13 protein-coding genes are annotated in these 16,893 nt (G+C 63.9%); 3 read left to right on the top strand and 10 right to left on the bottom strand.

Going from position 1 to position 16,893, the window contains the following annotated elements:
• Positions 1-57: 57 nt before the first annotated feature.
• Genes IDH44_RS01390 through IDH44_RS01375 form a run of 4 tightly spaced genes read right to left on the bottom strand, consistent with a single transcriptional unit; the run spans position 58 to position 5,362 of the window.
• Positions 58-1,110 (bottom strand): helix-turn-helix domain-containing protein, encoded by a 1,053-nt coding sequence (locus tag IDH44_RS01390; RefSeq protein WP_190913978.1) that lies wholly within the window; start codon positions 1,108-1,110, stop codon positions 58-60.
• Positions 1,082-2,905: a cache domain-containing sensor histidine kinase gene (locus IDH44_RS01385; protein ID WP_190913977.1), complete on the bottom strand. Its 1,824-nt coding sequence runs from the start codon at positions 2,903-2,905 to the stop codon at positions 1,082-1,084. Before IDH44_RS01385 ends, IDH44_RS01390 begins: the two co-directional genes overlap by 29 nt.
• A gap of 41 nt (positions 2,906-2,946) precedes the next feature.
• Positions 2,947-4,419: an arylsulfatase gene (locus tag IDH44_RS01380; RefSeq protein WP_190913976.1), complete on the bottom strand. Its 1,473-nt coding sequence runs from the start codon at positions 4,417-4,419 to the stop codon at positions 2,947-2,949.
• Between the two features lie 49 nt (positions 4,420-4,468).
• A complete protein-coding gene (locus IDH44_RS01375; RefSeq protein ID WP_190913975.1) occupies positions 4,469-5,362 on the bottom strand; it encodes a Gfo/Idh/MocA family oxidoreductase in 894 nt (297 codons plus the stop codon).
• Positions 5,363-5,577: 215 nt separating this feature from the next.
• On the opposite strand from IDH44_RS01375, the gene IDH44_RS01370 reads away from it, so the two are divergent.
• Complete coding sequence (locus tag IDH44_RS01370; RefSeq protein ID WP_223869273.1) at positions 5,578-6,414, top strand: phytanoyl-CoA dioxygenase family protein; 837 nt, start codon at positions 5,578-5,580, stop codon at positions 6,412-6,414.
• 6 nt (positions 6,415-6,420) lie between these two features.
• On the opposite strand, the gene sdaAA is transcribed toward IDH44_RS01370, so the two are convergent.
• The 4 genes from sdaAA to IDH44_RS01350 are packed head-to-tail and all read right to left on the bottom strand — an operon-like array spanning position 6,421 to position 10,181.
• Positions 6,421-7,374 carry an L-serine ammonia-lyase, iron-sulfur-dependent, subunit alpha gene (gene sdaAA, locus IDH44_RS01365; protein WP_190913974.1) on the bottom strand — a complete coding sequence of 318 codons (954 nt, stop codon included), beginning with the start codon at positions 7,372-7,374 and terminating at the stop codon, positions 6,421-6,423.
• Positions 7,371-8,054: an L-serine ammonia-lyase, iron-sulfur-dependent subunit beta gene (gene sdaAB / locus IDH44_RS01360; RefSeq protein ID WP_190913973.1), complete on the bottom strand. Its 684-nt coding sequence runs from the start codon at positions 8,052-8,054 to the stop codon at positions 7,371-7,373. Before sdaAB ends, sdaAA begins: the two co-directional genes overlap by 4 nt.
• Positions 8,055-8,097: 43 nt before the next feature.
• Positions 8,098-9,165: a dihydrodipicolinate synthase family protein gene (locus IDH44_RS01355; RefSeq protein ID WP_190913972.1), complete on the bottom strand. Its 1,068-nt coding sequence runs from the start codon at positions 9,163-9,165 to the stop codon at positions 8,098-8,100.
• Positions 9,165-10,181, bottom strand: coding sequence for an NAD-dependent epimerase/dehydratase family protein (locus tag IDH44_RS01350; protein WP_190914015.1), 1,017 nt, complete (start codon positions 10,179-10,181; stop codon positions 9,165-9,167). The genes IDH44_RS01355 and IDH44_RS01350 overlap by 1 nt, the downstream gene beginning before the upstream one ends.
• Before the next feature lie 980 nt (positions 10,182-11,161).
• Here IDH44_RS01350 and IDH44_RS01345 point away from each other — a divergent pair.
• Positions 11,162-12,424: an Nramp family divalent metal transporter gene (locus IDH44_RS01345; RefSeq protein WP_190913968.1), complete on the top strand. Its 1,263-nt coding sequence runs from the start codon at positions 11,162-11,164 to the stop codon at positions 12,422-12,424.
• Positions 12,425-13,081: 657 nt separating this feature from the next.
• Here the strand turns inward: IDH44_RS01345 and IDH44_RS01340 are convergent.
• Complete coding sequence (locus IDH44_RS01340; RefSeq protein WP_190913967.1) at positions 13,082-14,434, bottom strand: GGDEF domain-containing protein; 1,353 nt, start codon at positions 14,432-14,434, stop codon at positions 13,082-13,084.
• Between the two features lie 178 nt (positions 14,435-14,612).
• Here IDH44_RS01340 and IDH44_RS01335 point away from each other — a divergent pair, with 178 nt between their 5' ends.
• Positions 14,613-15,065 carry a VOC family protein gene (locus IDH44_RS01335; RefSeq protein WP_190913965.1) on the top strand — a complete coding sequence of 151 codons (453 nt, stop codon included), beginning with the start codon at positions 14,613-14,615 and terminating at the stop codon, positions 15,063-15,065.
• Positions 15,066-15,141: 76 nt separating this feature from the next.
• Here the strand turns inward: IDH44_RS01335 and IDH44_RS01330 are convergent, their stop codons facing one another.
• Complete coding sequence (locus IDH44_RS01330) at positions 15,142-16,395, bottom strand: hypothetical protein (protein WP_190913963.1); 1,254 nt, start codon at positions 16,393-16,395, stop codon at positions 15,142-15,144.
• Positions 16,396-16,893: the final 498 nt, after the last annotated feature.

Below are 16,893 nucleotides of genomic sequence, written 5' to 3'. Positions count from 1 at the left end.
AAAGGCATGCGCAGCCGTTGATATCAACTTTTCTGCCAATTCATGATCTATTTTTCATCAGCGGATGCCGAGCCGTCGACGGTATTCGCTCGGAGAACAGCCGATCTGCTTGCGGAACACGCGGGCGAAATGGGAATATTCGTTGTAGCCCACCCGTCCCGCCACCTCGTACACCATCGCCGCCGGGTCTTCCAGCAGCTGCCTGGCGCGCTTCATGCGCAGCTCGGTGACGAACTCGACGAATGTGCGGCCCGTCTCCATGCGGAACATCCGGCTCAGATGCGAGACCGACAGCCCGACCTGCTCCGCCGTCTCCTGCAGCGACAACGCGGGGTCGTCAGCCTGCGCCTCGGCCAGCTGCATCGCCCGCAGCACGGCTTGACTGCGCCCCCAGTTGCGCTCGGCGCGCAGCTGCCGCATCAGCGTCCGCAGCTGGGCGTGCGCCGCCTGCAGATCGTCGCCGACCCGGCCGGTGAAGTCGACCGGGCGAAAGGCCGCCTCCGGCAGACGGCCGCCGTAATCGTCGCCGATGCGCTCGCTCATGCGGTAGAGCAATTGCTGGTACAGCTCGTGCATATCCAGCCGATCGCCCAGTTCCTCGGCGGCGGCGGCGGCCAGAGCGCGCCACTGCCGGTCGAAGGCCGCCTCCTCGGCCATCCACAGGTGGCCGGCGAGCGTCGCGATCAGGTCGCGCCACTGCTGCATGCGGGCGAAGGTCTGCGGCAGTGCGGTCCGCGCCAGATCGAGCTTGTGCGCGACCTGGCGCAGCACCCGATGCAGCTCCTCCGGCTCGACCGGCTTGAGCAAGTAATCATGCACGCCTCGGCGCAGCCCTTCGCGCACATAGTCGAAGTCGTCGTATCCCGAGATCAGCACCACCTCCAGCCGCGGGTACAGCCGCTTGGCCTCGCCGGCCAGCTCGAGGCCGTTCATCTGCGGCATCATGATGTCGGAGAGCAGCAGCTGCGGCGGCTGGCGGCGCAGCTGCTCCAGCGCCTCGCGGCCGCCGCGCGCTTCGCCGATCAGGACGCAGTCTCCGGCTTCCTCGATCATCTGACGCAGACCGAGCCGCGTCGGCGTCTCATCCTCCACGAGCATAATCTGCAGCATCGTCATCGCCTCCGTGTTCGTCAGGTATCGTAATCGTCACCACCGTGCCTCCGCCCTGGGCCGCCTCGATCCACAGCCCGTACGGCTCGCCGAACAAGAGCCGGATGCGCTTGTGCACGTTCCACAGGCCGATGCGCTGCGGCAGATCGGGCAGATCGTCGCGGAGCAGCTGCGCGGCCGTCAGCTCGCCGAACAGACGGTTGAAGCGCTCCCTCGCCTGGCGCGTCATGCCGCCGCCGCGGTCAGCGACCCGCACGGCGCATCCGCCTGCCGTCCGCGAGACGAACAGGCCGACATAATCCGGACTGCGGCCGTGCTGCTGGTAGCCGTGCAGCAGCGCATTCTCCAGCAGCGGCTGCAACATCAGCCGCACCGCCGGCAGGGCATGCGGATCGAGGCCGACCGCGACGCGGATCTCGACTGCGAGCTCCTCGTGGCGCTCGCGCTGAATGTCCAGATAGGCGCGGGCATGCCGCAGCTCCTCCTGCAGCGTCACAAGCTGCGTCCCGCTGTGCATGCTGTAGCGAAACAACCCGGACAGATTGGAGACCAGCTTGCTGATCGGGCGCATGCCCGCCATAATCGCATACGAATGAATGGTACCGAGGGTATTGAACAGGAAGTGGGGATGAATCTGCGCCTGCAGCGCCTGCAGCATCGAGGCGGTCCGACCCAGCTCCATGTCCTTGGCCCGCAGCTCGGACCGGTGCACGACCTGGATCAGCCGCTTGTACTCGCGGACCATATGATTGAAGCTGCGGTTGAGCGCGCCGATCTCGTCGCGTCGCCCTTGGTCGGCCTCCACGTCGAAATCGCCCATCTCCGCCCGCTTCATCAGCTTCTGCAGGCGCAGCAGCGAGCGGGTCAAGTGCAGCGTATAGCCGCCGAGCAGCAGGAGCACCCCGGCTGCGAACAGCAGGCTGAACGACAGCGTCAGCGCGCGCAGCGCCTGCAGATCGGCATTCAGGCTATGCATCGGCACCTCGAAGGCGATCGTCCAGCCGGTCAGCGCCGAGGTATGGTAGGTGACCATCGCTTCGTCCGCGCCGCTGCCGGTCATGCGGAAGCCGCGCGCTGCGCGAATCGAGGCCAGCTCGTCCGCTCCGGCGAGCGAGCCGATGCGGCTACGGTCCGGGTGGTAGATATATTGGCCCGCGGCATCCAGCAGATAGGCCGTGCCGACATTGTCCAGCTTGAGACTGCTGAGGATATCGCGTATTTTGCTGAGGTTCAGGTCGATGATCATGATGCCGCGATTGGCGGCGTTGACGGGATCGGCGAATACTTTGTAAGCGGTGATGACGGGGATGGCGTCGATGCGGTTCAGGCCTTCGATGACGAAGTCCTCCTCCGCCCGAGCCGAGGCCAGCCGCTGCACATAGCGGTCCATGCGGTGATGATTCATCATGTCCTGGCGGGTGCTGTAGCGCAGCGATTCGCTGATGATGAGGGTGAAGCCGTAAATGTCGGAGCGTCCGTAGACGAGGTTGGCGTACAATTCCTGGCGGATGCGGCGCTGCAAAATAAACAGGTCGTAATAGTCTTCCTGCTCCACGTGCAGAAATTGCTGCACCGACGGATTGACGAGCACCGGCACCGCCATGCGCTCGAGCTCGGACAGATAGGCGTTGATGTAGCTGTCCGTCTGATCGACGAGCATGCGGCTGTAGTACGCCGCATTCTCCTCGATCGTCCGGTTGGACTGCCAGTACCACAGCGGTCCGAGAATGGCGAAGGGCACAAACAAACAGAGGATAATCATCAAGGTGAGTTTGGATTTGAGCGACAAGTTCATCCGGATGCAGCTCCTGTTCCGCGCTGCTGTGCCCTGCCCCGCTATTCCTGATGCCGGCCGGCATAGGCCAGTCTGCGCTGATAATGGGGAGATACCTGGTAAGGCTTGCCTTGCTGGCCGATCAATCGTCCGCCCTCGGCCATGCCGTTGGCGCGCGGCTCCAGCTCCCGCACGAGCCGCTGCCGCCACTGCGCCAGCTGCCCGGCATAGGCCGGATCGCCCGAGACGTCGCGCCGTTCGCCGGGATCGGCCTCGAGGTCGAACAACTGCTCTTCGTCCAGTCGCGGCAGCCAGACATACTTCATGCGGCCGTCGGTCACGTACTGCGTCTCCTGCTCGTCGGCATAGCAGGTGCTATGCTCGCCGTGCACGTATTCGCGCCAGTCCGCGGCCTCGCCGCCGATCAGCGGCAGCAGGCTGCGTCCGGTCACCTCGGACGGAATGTCCAGCCCCGCCGTCTCCAGAATCGTCGGCATGATGTCCTGCAGCACCGCCGGCTCGTCCACGATGCTCCGCTGCGGCCTGCCCATGCGGCCGGGCTGACGTACGATCAGCGGGATGTGCGCCGAGCCTTCGTAGGCGTACGTCTTGCGCCACAGATGGTGATCGCCCAGCATGTCGCCGTGATCGGACAGATAGATGACGAGTGTGTCGTTCATCTGGCGCGTGCGCGTCAAGTAATTGAGCACCAGGCCGATCTGATGATCGATATGATGCACGGCGCCGTAATAGCCGGCCCGGGCCCGCCGGATCTCCTCGTCGCTGCGGCGTCCGCGCCAGGCATTGTGATTGGCGGCGTCGCGCGGCACGTCGTGGCGCGCTGCCCAATCGCCGATTGCGGCGGCGGGCAACTGCTTGTTCATATACAGATCGTAATAGTAGGCCGGCGGATCGTACGGCGAATGCGGACGACAGAACGACATCATCAGGAAAAACGGACGCTGCGGGTCCCGCTCCTGCAAGAAGCGCAGCGAGGTCTGCGCCGTCCAATTGGTCGGATGCAGGAACTCCGGCGCGTGGAACGGGCGGCTGATCCAGGAATTCCAGTCGACGCCGTGATCGACGATGCCGTAATCGCCGGTCTTATTGCGGTCGAACCATTGCTGGTAATCGGAGACGAAGCCCGGATCGAGCTGCCTGCCGTCCTCGTCCAGCAGCGTCTGATGGAAGCCGCGCAGCGAACGCTGCGGCTCGAAATGCATCTTGCCGACGGCACAGGTATGATACTCTGCCCGGGACAGCTCGCCCGGCAGCGTATGCGCGTAGCCGTCGATGAACTGGCCCTGCCCTCTGCCCATGCCGAGAATGCCCGTATGCCACGGGTCCATCCCCGTCAGCAGGCTCGCGCGCGCCGGCACGCAGGACGGACATGGCGTGTAGGCGTTGCGGAACAAGGTTCCTTCGGCGGCCAGCCAGTCCAGATTGGGCGTCTCCACGGCCGGATGGCCCATGCAGCCCATCGTGTCTCCCCGATGCTGATCGGCCATGATCAGCAGGACGTTCGGTTTTTTCATGCTTGTCCTCCTAGTATGAAGTATACAGCCCGCTCGCTCGGCAGCGCCACTACAATCGCACGCGTACCTGCCGCTTCCTGTGGCGATTCACGGCGTCCGCGCAGCGCAGGACGGCAAGCGTCTCCTGCGGCTCGATCGGCGCCGCGTCGCGCTCGCACATCGCGATATAGCGCAGCAGCATCGTGCGGACATACGGAATCTCGTGCGTCAGCAGACTCGCGCTGCGGCTCGCGCGCTCGTAGTGTACCGTCAAGCGGAACGCGTCGCTGCCGGTGCGGTTGCCGCGGACGACGCCGTAGCGGCCGCCCGCCCATTCGCCGACGATCAGATCGTGCCGCGCGTCGCCCGCCGGCCGGATCGCCCGGCAGTCCGGTCCGAGTATGGCGAAGAGCGCCTCCAGCGCATGGATGCCGTAATCCAGAAAATCCGGCTTCCCCGCAAGCCAGTGCACCGGTCCGCTGATGTCGGCTCCGGTGATCGCCCCTGCGCCGCCATATCCGGCCAGCTCCAGCAGCGGCTCGGTATAACGCAAGGCCGAGCAGCTCATCAGCGGCACGCCGTGCGTGTCGGCCAGCGCAAAGATCGCCTCGCCGTCCGCGGCGCTGGCGGCGAGCGGCTTGTTGACGAAGAGCGGCTTGCCCAGCGGCGCGGCGCGCGCGGCCTGTGCCGGATGGGCGGCAGCGTCGCCGCTGCCGAGCATCAGCGCGTCGCAATGCGCGGCCAGCGCTTCCGGCGCGTCATACTCCGGGACGGCGTACGCCTGGGCGAGCGCAGCCATGTATTCGTGCTCGCGCTGCGCGGCAGCGCTGCCGTCTGCGCGGCTTCGGCACATGCCGGCAATGACCGCACCGGGCACGCGGTACGGGTGCAGCGGGTCGTTGAGCAGCTCGGCGAATCGCAGGCTATGCGAGGTGTCGAGCCCCCAGATGCCGATGCGAAGCATGACATCCGCCTCCTTCCTGCACCCATTGTACCGGCCGGGCACGGCGTTTCCCATGATCGATTTGTGCAAAAGATGATCGATTTTGCCTCGCCGTGCCGGCGGTCTTGTTGCCCCGTATCGTTTCATCGTATCATAGATTCCGCATCCGTTATGGCCTTTGCGTCTGCAATTCGACGCCAGGTCTGCCGGAAATCCAGGGAACGGGAGATGAGGGTATGGCAAGGGAAATGGAGCTGGAGGGTCATTTGGCGGAAGGGTACGCGCTGAGCGAGTCGCAAATTGCCGATTATGCGCGCGACGGTCATCTGCTGCTGCCGAAGGTGGCGAATCGGGAAATACTGAAGGCGTTCGCCCCCGCGATCGAGGAAGAAGTAAAGCGGCTTAACCGTCAGGACAAGCCGCTGCGGGAGCGCGATACGTATGGTCAGGCGTTCATTCAAATCTCCAACCTGTGGGAGACCAGCGCGCAGGTCCGGCGCTTCGTCATGGCGCGGCGCTTCGCCGGGATCGCCGCCCGGCTCATGCAAGCCGACGGCGTGCGCATCTATCACGATCAGGCGCTGTTCAAGGAACCGGGCGGCGGCCATACGCCGTGGCACCAGGACCAGATCTACTGGCCGCTCGATACGACACAGACGATCACGATGTGGATGCCGCTCGTCGACATCCCCGCCGATGTGGGCTCGATGTCGTTCGTCTCCGGCTCTTATCACCGCGGCTATATCAGCAAGCTCGTCATCTCCGACGAGTCGCACCGCACGCTGCAGCACTATATCGACGGCAGCGGCATGCCGGTCGTCCACTACGGAGCGATGCAAGCCGGAGACGCGACCTTCCACGCCGGCTGGACCCTGCACAGCGCGCCGTCCAATCCGACCGACGCGATGCGCAAGGTGATGACGATCATCTATGTGGCGGACGGCACGCGCATTCTCGAGCCCGACTCCAATGCCCGCCGTAGCGACCTGACGCGCTGGATGCCCGAGCGCCGTCCGGGCGAGCTGGCGGACAGCCGTCTTAATCCGCTCGTGTACAGCGCCGCGGGTAGCTGACGACGCTCAGGGCGCGTCCTTGTCGCTGGCACCCTGGCCGGTTCCGTCCTCATCCGAAGCGGCCGCCTCCTCGCGCTTGGCGTGCCTGCGCGGATGCAGCTCCTCCATGATGCGCTTGCCCGTCTTCGTCGCCGCCAATCCGCCGCGGGCGGTCTCGCGGTACTTGTCGGGCATCGCGCCGCCGACCTCGCGCATCGCCTCGATGACCTCGTCGGAGGGGATGGCGCTGCGCACGCCCGCGAGCGCCATCTGCGCGGCGGTGATCGCCGATACCGCGCCGAAGCCGTTGCGCACGATGCACGGCACCTCGACGAGGCCGCCGACCGGATCGCAGACGAGACCGAGCGAATTCTTCAGCGCCAGGCCGACCGCGTGCACCGCCTGCTCCGGCGTGCCGCCGCGCAGCTCCGCGAGCGCGCCCGCCGCCATCGCTACGGCGGAGCCGATCTCCGCCTGGCATCCGCCCTCGGCGCCGGAGACGAACGAGCGATTGGCGATCACATACCCGAGCGCGCCTGCCGTGAACAGCCCCTCGGTCATGCGCTCGTCGCTCCAGCCGAATTCCTCCTGCGCGCTGACGAACACGCCCGGGATGACGCCGCACGAGCCCGCCGTCGGGGTGGCGATGATGCGGCCCATGCTCGCATTGACTTCGGATACGGCCAAGGCATAGGCAAGCGCTTTGTCCCCGAGCGGTCCGAGCATGCCCGCGCCGCTCTCCCGGAGCGCTTCGACCTGCTTCGCGTCATTGCCCGTCAGGCCGCTGCGCGAGCGCGTGTCCTCGGTCAAGCCGCGTCGTACCGCCTCCTTCATCACCCGGTAATAGTCGGTCATCTTCATCTTCTCTTGGCGGACCGTGCGTCCGGATTCGCGCGCCTGCTCCTCCAGCATGAGCCGGTGGATCGGCAGTCCCTCCCGAATACACAGCGCCGCCAGACCTTGCAGATCCTGGAATCTCATGTGCGCCGCCTCCTCTTCGTCAGATCGATCTTGCGCACCTCGCTCACGCCCTCCAGCCGGGCGATCGAGCGCACCAGATCGCGCGGCAGCGGCCCGTCCGTCTCCACCACGGTGAGCGCGGCGCCGCTGCGGCTCGTGCGGTCGACATTCATCTGTCCGATATTGAGCCGCGCCGCGCTCAGCAGCCGCGTCACATCGGCCAGCAGGCCGATCCGGTCGGCATGGCGCAGCACCAGCGTCGGGAAGCTGCCGGAGAAGCGCACGTCGAATTCGTCGATGCCGACGATCGCGATATTGCCGCCGCCGATCGAGGTGCCGGTCACGAGCAGCTCGCGCCCGCCGCCATGCATCTGCAGCGCCGCTGTGTTCGGATGCGGCACGTTGTCCGGCTTCGGCACGAAGCTCAGCTCCATGCCCGCCTGCTCGGCCGCTACCAGCGCCTGCGGAATGCCGTCGTGGTCGGTGTCCCAGCCGAGCAGCCCCGCCGCCAGCGCCACATCCGTGCCGTGGCCGCGGTACGTATCCGCGAACGAGCGGTACAGCCTAATCACGACCCGCTCCGGCTGGCTGCCCAGCAGCTCCCGCGCCACGCGGCCGATCCGCACCGCGCCCGCCGTATGCGAGCTGGACGGCCCGATCATGCCGGGCCCGATGATGGAGAATACATCCTTGAAGCGCATGGTCGCCGGGCCTCCTTTACATTCATCACCAGCAACGTTCCCCCTACTTCAACCAGTCCTGCAGATGCCGGCTGACAAATGCATCGTCGTGCAGATGCGGATAGTCGCGGTACACCCGGTCGATCTCCTCCGCCTGGCCAGGCGACAGCGTCTCGTGCGGATTCAGACACCACGTGCCCTGCATCAGCCCTTGTCGGCGCAGCACCTCATGGATGCCGGGGATGCAGCCGGCGAAGGCATGCGCCGGATCGAAAAACGCCGCGTTGCTGTCCGTCACCTCAATGTTGCGCGTCAGCCACTCGGCATCGATCGACCCGCTCTGCCGCGCCGACTTGATCTCCTCGAGCAGCGCCACCGCGCGCTCGGTCCAGACCGCCCAATGGCCGAGTAGCCCGCCGACGATCCGCTTCTCCACGACTTCGCCGTCGATGCGGAAGCGATACGTCGTGAACAGGTCGTTGACGATGTTGTCGTCGTTGCCGGTGTAGAGCGCGATCTCATCGCGACGGCTCGAGGCGCAGACGGCGCGCACGACGTCAATCGTCTGGTAGCGGTTGAACGGCGCCATCTTGATCGCGATCACACCCGGCAGCTCGGCGAAGGCCTTCCAAAATTCGTAGCTCAGCACTTGCCCGCCGACCGACGGCTGCAGATAGAAGCCGATCACCGGAATGCGCTCCGCGACCTGCGCCGTGCGCTCCAGCAACTGCGCCTCGGTCCAGCCCTTGAGCCCGCCCATGCTGAGCAATCCGGCATCGTAGCCCAGACCCGCCGCGATCTCCGCCTCCTGCAACGCCTGCTCGGTCGGTCCGCAGATGCCCGCCACCTTGATGAAGGGGCGCGTGAGCGCCGCCTTGTCGATCTCTTCGGCCGCCATGCGCAGCACCGGCTCGAACAGCCCGATGCCGGGATCGCGAATCTCGAACTGCGTCGAGTGCACGCCGACGGCGACGCCGCCCGCACCCGAAGCCATATAATAGCGCGTCAATGCGCGCTGACTGCGTTCGTCCAGCTTGCGCTCCGCGTCCAGCGCGAGCGGATGGGCGGGGATGACGAGTCCGTCATGCAGCGCCCGCTTCATTTCCGTGGTCCATTCCCGTGCAGCCGTCATCAGAATTTCCCCTCCCGTTCCTGGAAATGCGTCGGCTTGTCGATCAGCTTGCCTCCGCTCGCCAGCCATTGCGCCGTCCAGTCGATCATCTGCAGCAGCGAGACGCTCGGGTAGCCCATCAGCTGCATCACTTTCGAGGCATTCGAGAGTAGCGCCGTATCCGACTCTACGCCCTCGAAGACCGGCTCCTTGCCGAGCCGCCGTCCGAGCTCCGTCGCCGCATAGCGCACGGATACCGTCTCCGGCCCGGTGACATTGAGCAAATTGGGCGGGCTCGAGGTGTGCGCCAGGGCACGCAGCGCGATATCGTTGGCGTCGCCCTGCCAGATGCAGTTGAAGTGACCCATCGACACGTCGATCGGCTTGCCGGCTTGCACCGACTTGGCCAGCTCCAGCAGCACGCCGTAGCGCAGGTCGATCGCATAGTTGAGCCGGTAGATCAGCACCGGGGTGCCGTTTTTGTGGCTGAAATGCTCGAAGATGCGCTCGCGGCCGAGGCAGGAGGCCGCATATTCGCCGATCGGGCCCGGCGTCATGCTCTCCGAAGCGCCGCCATGCTTCACAGGGGTCAGCGGGTACACATTGCCAGTCGAGAACGCGACGATGCGCGAGTTGCGGAACTTCTGCGCCACGCGGCCGGGCAGATAGGCATTCATCGCCCAGGTGAAATATTCGCGGCCGGTCGTGCCGAATTTGGTGCCGGCGGCATAAATAATGTTTTTGACGTCAGGCAGCGCGTCCAGCGCCGCATCATCGAGCAGATCGCAGGCGATCGTCTTCACGCCGCAGCTCTCCAGCTCTTCTTTCAGCCCAGCCTCGGAAAAGCGGGACACGCCGTACACCTGCTTTTGCACGCCAGCCAGCTCAATCGCCTTGAGCGCCAGCTTCGCCAGACTCGGGCCCATCTTGCCGCCAACGCCGAGCAGCATGATATCGCCGTCCAGCTCCTTCATCATGTCAATCAGTGCGGGCGAGGGCCGCACCATCAAGCGGTCGAGATCTTCCAATGTTTGCAGCATGCAGTCAGACTCCTTCACATGGTTTTGTCGGTTTTCCATTTGCATCAATCTGCACTCATCATAACGCCCCTGACTAATAAAAGACAAATCTTTTAATCGTCCATAAATGGGCGTCGCTATATCTCGTCCTGCGACCCTTGCACCGGTATCCCCTTCGCTAAGAAAGTTTGTACATGCAAGGTCGGTGTGAACATGCAGGCTGCCTTAGAACTCCGAGCTAACGGTTGCCATCGAGGTTATGTTGCGCGAATCCGCCTCTTGTAAATTTTAACGGTTGCACCAGTGGCTATTTCACCAAATTCACTCAAAACCACATAAATTTGACGAATTAAGCTCCCCTGCAACCGTTAGCGCTAAAAAACATTCAAATTATCCGAATTAAGCACGCTGACAACTGCTAGCGCGCACGAGCAGTTCATGACCATCCCGCATGTTCCGTTCAGACAAGCGGCACCTCTTCCGGCCACCGCTGCGCATTTCCACTGCGTCGGCTTGTGCGCTTCCACTGCTTCCGCTTGCGCATTTCCGCTGCTTCCGCTTGTGCGCCTCCACTACTTCCTCTTAATCATTTCCAGTGTTTTTTCTTGCTCACTTTCATGATCCTGCTTGTGCATTTTCCCTGCTTCCGCTTGTGCATTTCACGGTCTCATTTGCACGTTTTCACTACGTCCTCTTGGGTCTTTCACGGTTCCATTTACGCGTATGCACTGCTTCCTTTTGGGCTTTTCACGGTTCCCGATTTTGCATTGACATTTTCCTGCCTGCGGGCATATAATTGGCATCACAACAATAAAGTTTCCTTGGGGCAATTTTTATTCCGGAGGGCAATTTCAAGCTTCAAATAACCCCTGTATTCCAATCATTCATTTGCATGAAAGAGACGCCTGCATCTAAAGATCGCCGTTCTGTGTCCTCCGGAGCTTATCCAGCACGATGGCAAGGTCGTTCAAATTTCAATTGTGATGAGGTGATGAAACATGGAGACCGCAACGCGTGAACAACTCGCTGCCTCCGGTGCGCTGCAGGGCAGCGTCAAGGGGCTCCGCAGGCTGCTTCCCTTTCTCGGCCCGGCGTTCGTCGCAGCCGTCGCCTATATCGATCCGGGCAATTACGCGACCAATATTGCCGCCGGGTCGGCGTACGGCTACAAGCTGCTCTGGGTCATCCTCGCCGCCAATCTGATGGCCGTGCTGATCCAGCTCCTGAGCGCCAAGCTCGGCATCGCCACCGGACGCAATCTGCCCGAGCTATGCCGCGCCCGCTACGCGACGCCGATCGCAGTGCTGCTATGGGTGCAGGCCGAGCTGGTCGTGATGGCGACCGATCTGGCCGAATTCATCGGAGCCGCGCTCGGCCTGCATCTGCTCTTCGGACTGCCGATGGTATGGGCCGCCCTGCTGGCGGCGGCGGGCTCATTTGCCATCCTGGAGCTGCAGCGGCGCGGCGTACGCCATCTCGAGGCCGTGATTGCCGGCATGATCTTCGTCGTCGTGATCGCCTTCGCCATCCAGGTGTTCTATGCCAGTCCGGAGGCCGGTCCGCTGCTGCGCGGACTGCTCGTGCCGCGCTTCGAGGGCACAGACAGTCTGCTGCTGGCGGCGGGCATGCTCGGCGCCACCGTAATGCCGCATGCGATCTACCTGCATTCGGCGCTGACGCAGCGTCGCATCGTCGGCGCCGATGACCGCGAGCGTCGGACCATCTATCGCTTCGAAACCGCCGACGTGCTGATCGCAATGGTGATCGCCGGCGGCATCAACGCCAGCATGCTCGTCGTCTCGGCGGCGCTTTTTCATCAGTCCGGCCTGCGCGTCGACGATCTGGGGGTCGCGTTCGGCCAGTTCGGCGCATTGCTCGGTCCATTCGCTGCGGCGCTGTTCGGCATCGGGCTGCTGTCCGCCGGTCTGTCGAGCTCGTCCGTCGGCACGATGTCCGGCGACATCATCATGCAGGGCTATATTCGCAGACGCATTCCGATCTATCTGAGGCGCGTCATCACGATGGCGCCGCCGCTGGTCATTATTCTGCTCGGCCTCAATCCGACCAAGGCACTTGTCGGCAGTCAGATCGTGCTTTCCTTCGGCATCGCCTTTGCGCTCGTGCCGCTGATCCTGTTCACGAGCGACCGTCGGCTGATGGGCCCGCTCGTCAACCGTCCGTGGACGACGGCGATTGCCTGGTGCATCGCCGGGGTGATCATTGCGCTCAACGTCTTCTTGCTGGCGGATACGCTGCTCTAGACGGTGTGCCCTTGGCCTGTCTCAACTACGATCGCCCGGATCCGCCACGCACGACGGCAATTCCGCACACGGACCGGCGCACGGCCGGCCACTAACCTGGTCCCAAAGTCGCCGCCCCGTATCGCTGCCCGCTCAAAACGAGCGGACATCGTCCGCGGGTAAGCCGAACGAGGTCGATCCGACCTGCCTTCATGAGTAGCAGAGTCGTGATTCGGCTCGTGAGCGAACTCGCAGTGCGGGCGCAAGCGGCTCTAACGATCAAGAGAAACGCTTAGCGCCGTTTTTCGGATCCCTTCGCCGTGTAACGGTCATGAGCGACGCTTAGCGGGGATAAGGGGCGGTCCAGGTGACGAAAATGACCGCTAAGCGGCGCTGGTGTCCGTTAGAGCTGCGCACCAAGCAACGCAGGTTGTCCCTTCCAACTACCGCCGGCCATACAGCACCTATCTGCTCCGCGGTCCTCTGATTATGTCGCCGCTAGCTGTGCCTCGTGTCTGCCCGCGGCACCCGTACGGGCGCCAGCCCCCATGGCCCCTGAATGCCGCCGTTTTCTGTGCCGCACGGCCGCCACCCCGCCCGTATCGGCGCGCTTTCGGTGCAGCGTGCCCGCCCCCGCGGTCCGGGCAGCCGCACTGCCATCACAAAATCAGGCGGCCGCTAGCGGCCGCCTTCGTACGTCTCCAAAAAGCTCAGGCGAAAAACCTGCTTCGGCCGACCCTTCGGGACCTTCACGTATCCGGCGACGCGCACCAGCCCGTGGTCGGTCCACTGCTGCACGAGCCGGTGGGTGCTGCGCACCGTCACATCGAGCACCTCGGACAGCTCGTGAACCTCGTACTCGAGCCGGCCAGTCCGCCCGACGTGATGCAGCAGCCGGCTCAGATAAGCCGAGGTCATGCCCGCGTCCTCGGTGCTGCGCAGCAGCTCGCTGTCGGTGAGCGAGAGGCTGACCTGGATCGGGTCGGTCATCTCCAGCGGGCCGATCCGCGTCTTGTCCTCGCGCACGATGAAGCAGGCGTTGCCGCCCGCTTCCTTGGCATGGCGCAGCGCGAGCCGGGCGTGCGTGCCCGCTTCGTTGGCGCTACGGCCAAAGCCGATGCCCATGCTTAGCGACAAGTCGAGTGTGCGGCTGATCTCCCGTGCCAGCGGCACGCTCTTGTAGCCGCCGGTCTCGCGCTCGAAGATGCCGCGCGTTGTGAAGAACAGATAGTCGTCGCTGCCCAGATGAATGAGATAGCCGTCCAGCGATTCGACGTAGTCGATCAGCGTGCGATGCACGTCCAGCTTGAAGCGCTGGATCTCGTGCTCCGAGCTGTGGCGCTCGAGCTGCTTGCCAAAGTCGTCGACGTTGAGCATGCCGACCACAATCTGCGCCTCAATGCCGCGCCGCGTCTCGGTCGAGAGCAGGGCCCGTTCCAGCGCGACGACGATGTTTTGCGACGAAGGCGTGATCCACCCGCACGGCACGCCGCGCGCCCCGAGAATCTCCATCACCTGGTGCTCCGCGGTCAGCGCGCCGCGGCTGCGCCCGCTGCGATAGTGCCTTTCGTGGAATTCGACCAGCGCCGCCGCGCCCGGATGCAGCGCCTGATCGTAGCGAATGAACGACGCTTGACGCTCGTCGAGCTCCGCTGTCAGCTTGTCCAGCGCCGAGCTCGCCAGCGAATCTATGCTATAGGCGGCTTCCTCGCTCGGTGCCACGCCCGCCAGCACCTGCAATTGATAGAACGCTCGCAAAAATCCCGTGTCGGTCAGCGGAATTACGTGGATCGGCTTGCGCTCCGGCTGCATTTCCTTGATCGCCGGGTGAAGCAGGCCCGGTCCGGTCAGCATCAGCACCTCCACGTCGGGCAGCAGGCGCTGCGCCGCCTCCGCCGCCTGCTCGGCGGTATCGGCTGCCGCTGTCACCGGCCGGAACGACGGAAAATCGCTGATCACCCGCAGCACCTTGCCAAGCATCGCCTCCGGGCCGATCAGCCCGATCGCGATTTGATTGTCCCCATCGGTCATCGTTTATGCGCTTCCTTTGCATTCATAGGATGCCCTCATTATAACGGCTCTTGACGAAGAAGGACAACTGCAACTGTGCCACGTGCGACGGAATACGGTTGTTTCGAGTCGGAAGGGACTCGCATTTCTAGCCCGAATCCCTTATGAGAAAAATTCACACCTAGAGGAGATGAAACCAATGGCAAACAACAAATTGCTAAGAATGGACAATGTCGGTATCGTGGTCGAATCCATGGAGGAGTCCATCGCATTTTTCGAGGAGATCGGCTTGAAGCTTGAAGGTCGGACCACTGTCGAAGGGGAATGGGCCGGACGCGTGACCGGACTTGGTACGCAGTGTGTCGAGATTGCGATGATGGCGACCCCCGATGGCCATAGCCGACTTGAACTTTCGCGCTTCCTCACGCCTCCGGCCGTATCCGATCACCGAGATGCTCCTGTTAATGCCCTGGGCTACTTGCGCGTCATGTTCACCGTTGCAGACATTGACGAACTGGTGGCCAGACTGATGAAGCACGGGGCGCAGCTCGTCGGCGAAGTGGTGCAGTACGAGCAGGCCTATCGACTCTGCTACATTCGCGGCAAGGACGGCCTCTTGATCGGACTGGCGGAGCAACTGGGCCAACACTAATCCAATCAAAAAGCCGCCTCTTTTGCGCATTTCTGCGAGGCGGTCTTTTTGTCACGAGCTTCGCGAGCAAGACGGTTTATTCCCCGCCCGGATACAGCGTCGCATTATACAGCCGCTTCGTCTGCGCCAGCGGCACGCCCGGCCTGGCGGCGATCAGCTCGCCCGGCACGGCAGCGTAGATCGCGACCTCGCCCTCGCCGTAGACGAGCACATGGGTGCGCCCGCCTCCGGTCAGATCGCCGTGCTGCACATAGCCGTCGCGCGGGAAGCTGCAGACCGCCCGGCCCTCGCCGTCCAGCAGCGCAGGCAGTTCGCCTCCGCCGCGGCGGTACGCGAGGATGTGATCCGCTTCGCCGCCGTCCCAGCCGCGCACCGTCTCGATGATAGTCAGCCAGCCCGGCGTGCGCCGATCTTCCTTCCACAGCTCGCGGCCGTCGCTGCCGAGCAGGAAGATGCCGTCGCGCCCGCCGTTCGGACCGCCGCGTACGATCCTATCCAGACCCGCTACCTGCAAACCCGGCGGCTCGGGGCGGAAGCGGCCAAGCGCGATATGCTGGGACTCGATCGAACCGTCGTAGCGCCACAGCTCGTGCCCCTCGGCGTCGTAGGCGACAGTAACGCTGCCGCCGATGACGAGCTGCGTCTGCCCGTTGCCCGCCAAGTCCCCTGCCCAGATGCAATCCGCATGCTCATCAAGATCGCGGCAGGACCAGCGCACCCGGCCATCCGCTCCGAGCAGGTCGTAGCCCGCCATCACCTCGTCGCGACCGTCGCCGTCGAGATCGATCGCCCACGGATAGTGGCCGAGGTTGCCCTCGTGCCGCCACAGCAAGCGGAAGTCTGCGTCCAGCGCCCACATGCGGCGGTAGCGGTCCTTGAGCAGGATGTCGCGCGGGCGACCCTGCCCGCTCAGATCGGCCAGCACGATGCAATCATGCGCCGACGGGTCCGGCAGCGGACGGGCCTCCCGCACCTCGCCGGTCTTGCCGTCGAGCACAAGCAAGCGCTTGTCCATGACGCATACCAGCTCGCAGCAGCCGTCGCCGTCGAGATCATAGAGCTGCGCCGGATAGTCCGAGCCCGGTCCGCCGGCCTTCGGGTCAGGCGTCCCGCGCTGCCAGAGCAGCTCGCCCTCCAGATTGTAGGCGGTCGCGCATTGCACCTGATGCGGCACATAGCGATCGTCGATACCGCCATCCGCCTGAATCAGCACCAGCTCCATGCGGCCGTCTCCATTAAGATCGCCGAGCAGCATGCGGCAGCGCGCTCCCGCCGCGCGGATATCGAGCATCCGCAGCAGCGCCGGTTCTGCCGTTTGTTTCGTTGCCATATTTCGCACCTCTCTCTTGCGGGCGGGCGCCGGCAATTGGCCGCTCGGACCCACCGGCTGCGGACAGCAGCGGGCTTCGGGCGGCCTGCGACACCCTCCAGCAGCCTCGCATTTTGCGCTTATTTCCGCCATCTACCGCATCTCGACTCAGTAGCCTCGCATTTTGCGCTTATTTCCGCCATCTGCCGCATTTCGGCTCAGCAGCCTCGCATTTTGCGCTTATTTCCGCCATCTGCCGCATCTCGGCTCAGTAGCCTCACATTTTGCGCTTATTTCCGCCATCTGCCGCATCTCGACTCAGTAGCCTCGCATTTTGCGCTTATTTCCGCCATCTACCGCATCTCGGCTCAGTAGCCTCACATTTTGCGCTTATTTCCGCCATCTGCCGCATTTCGGCTCAGTAGCCTCACATTTTGCGCTTATTTCCGCCATCTGCCGCATCTCGACTCAGTAGCCTCACATTTTGCGCTTATTTCCGCCATCTGCCGCATCTCGACT

The sequence above is a fragment of the Paenibacillus sabuli genome, from assembly GCF_014705605.1.
GTDB lineage: Bacteria > Bacillota > Bacilli > Paenibacillales > Paenibacillaceae > Paenibacillus_D > Paenibacillus_D sabuli.
Note: the sequence above shows the minus strand (reverse complement) of the source record. Positions and strands in the feature narration are given on the sequence as shown.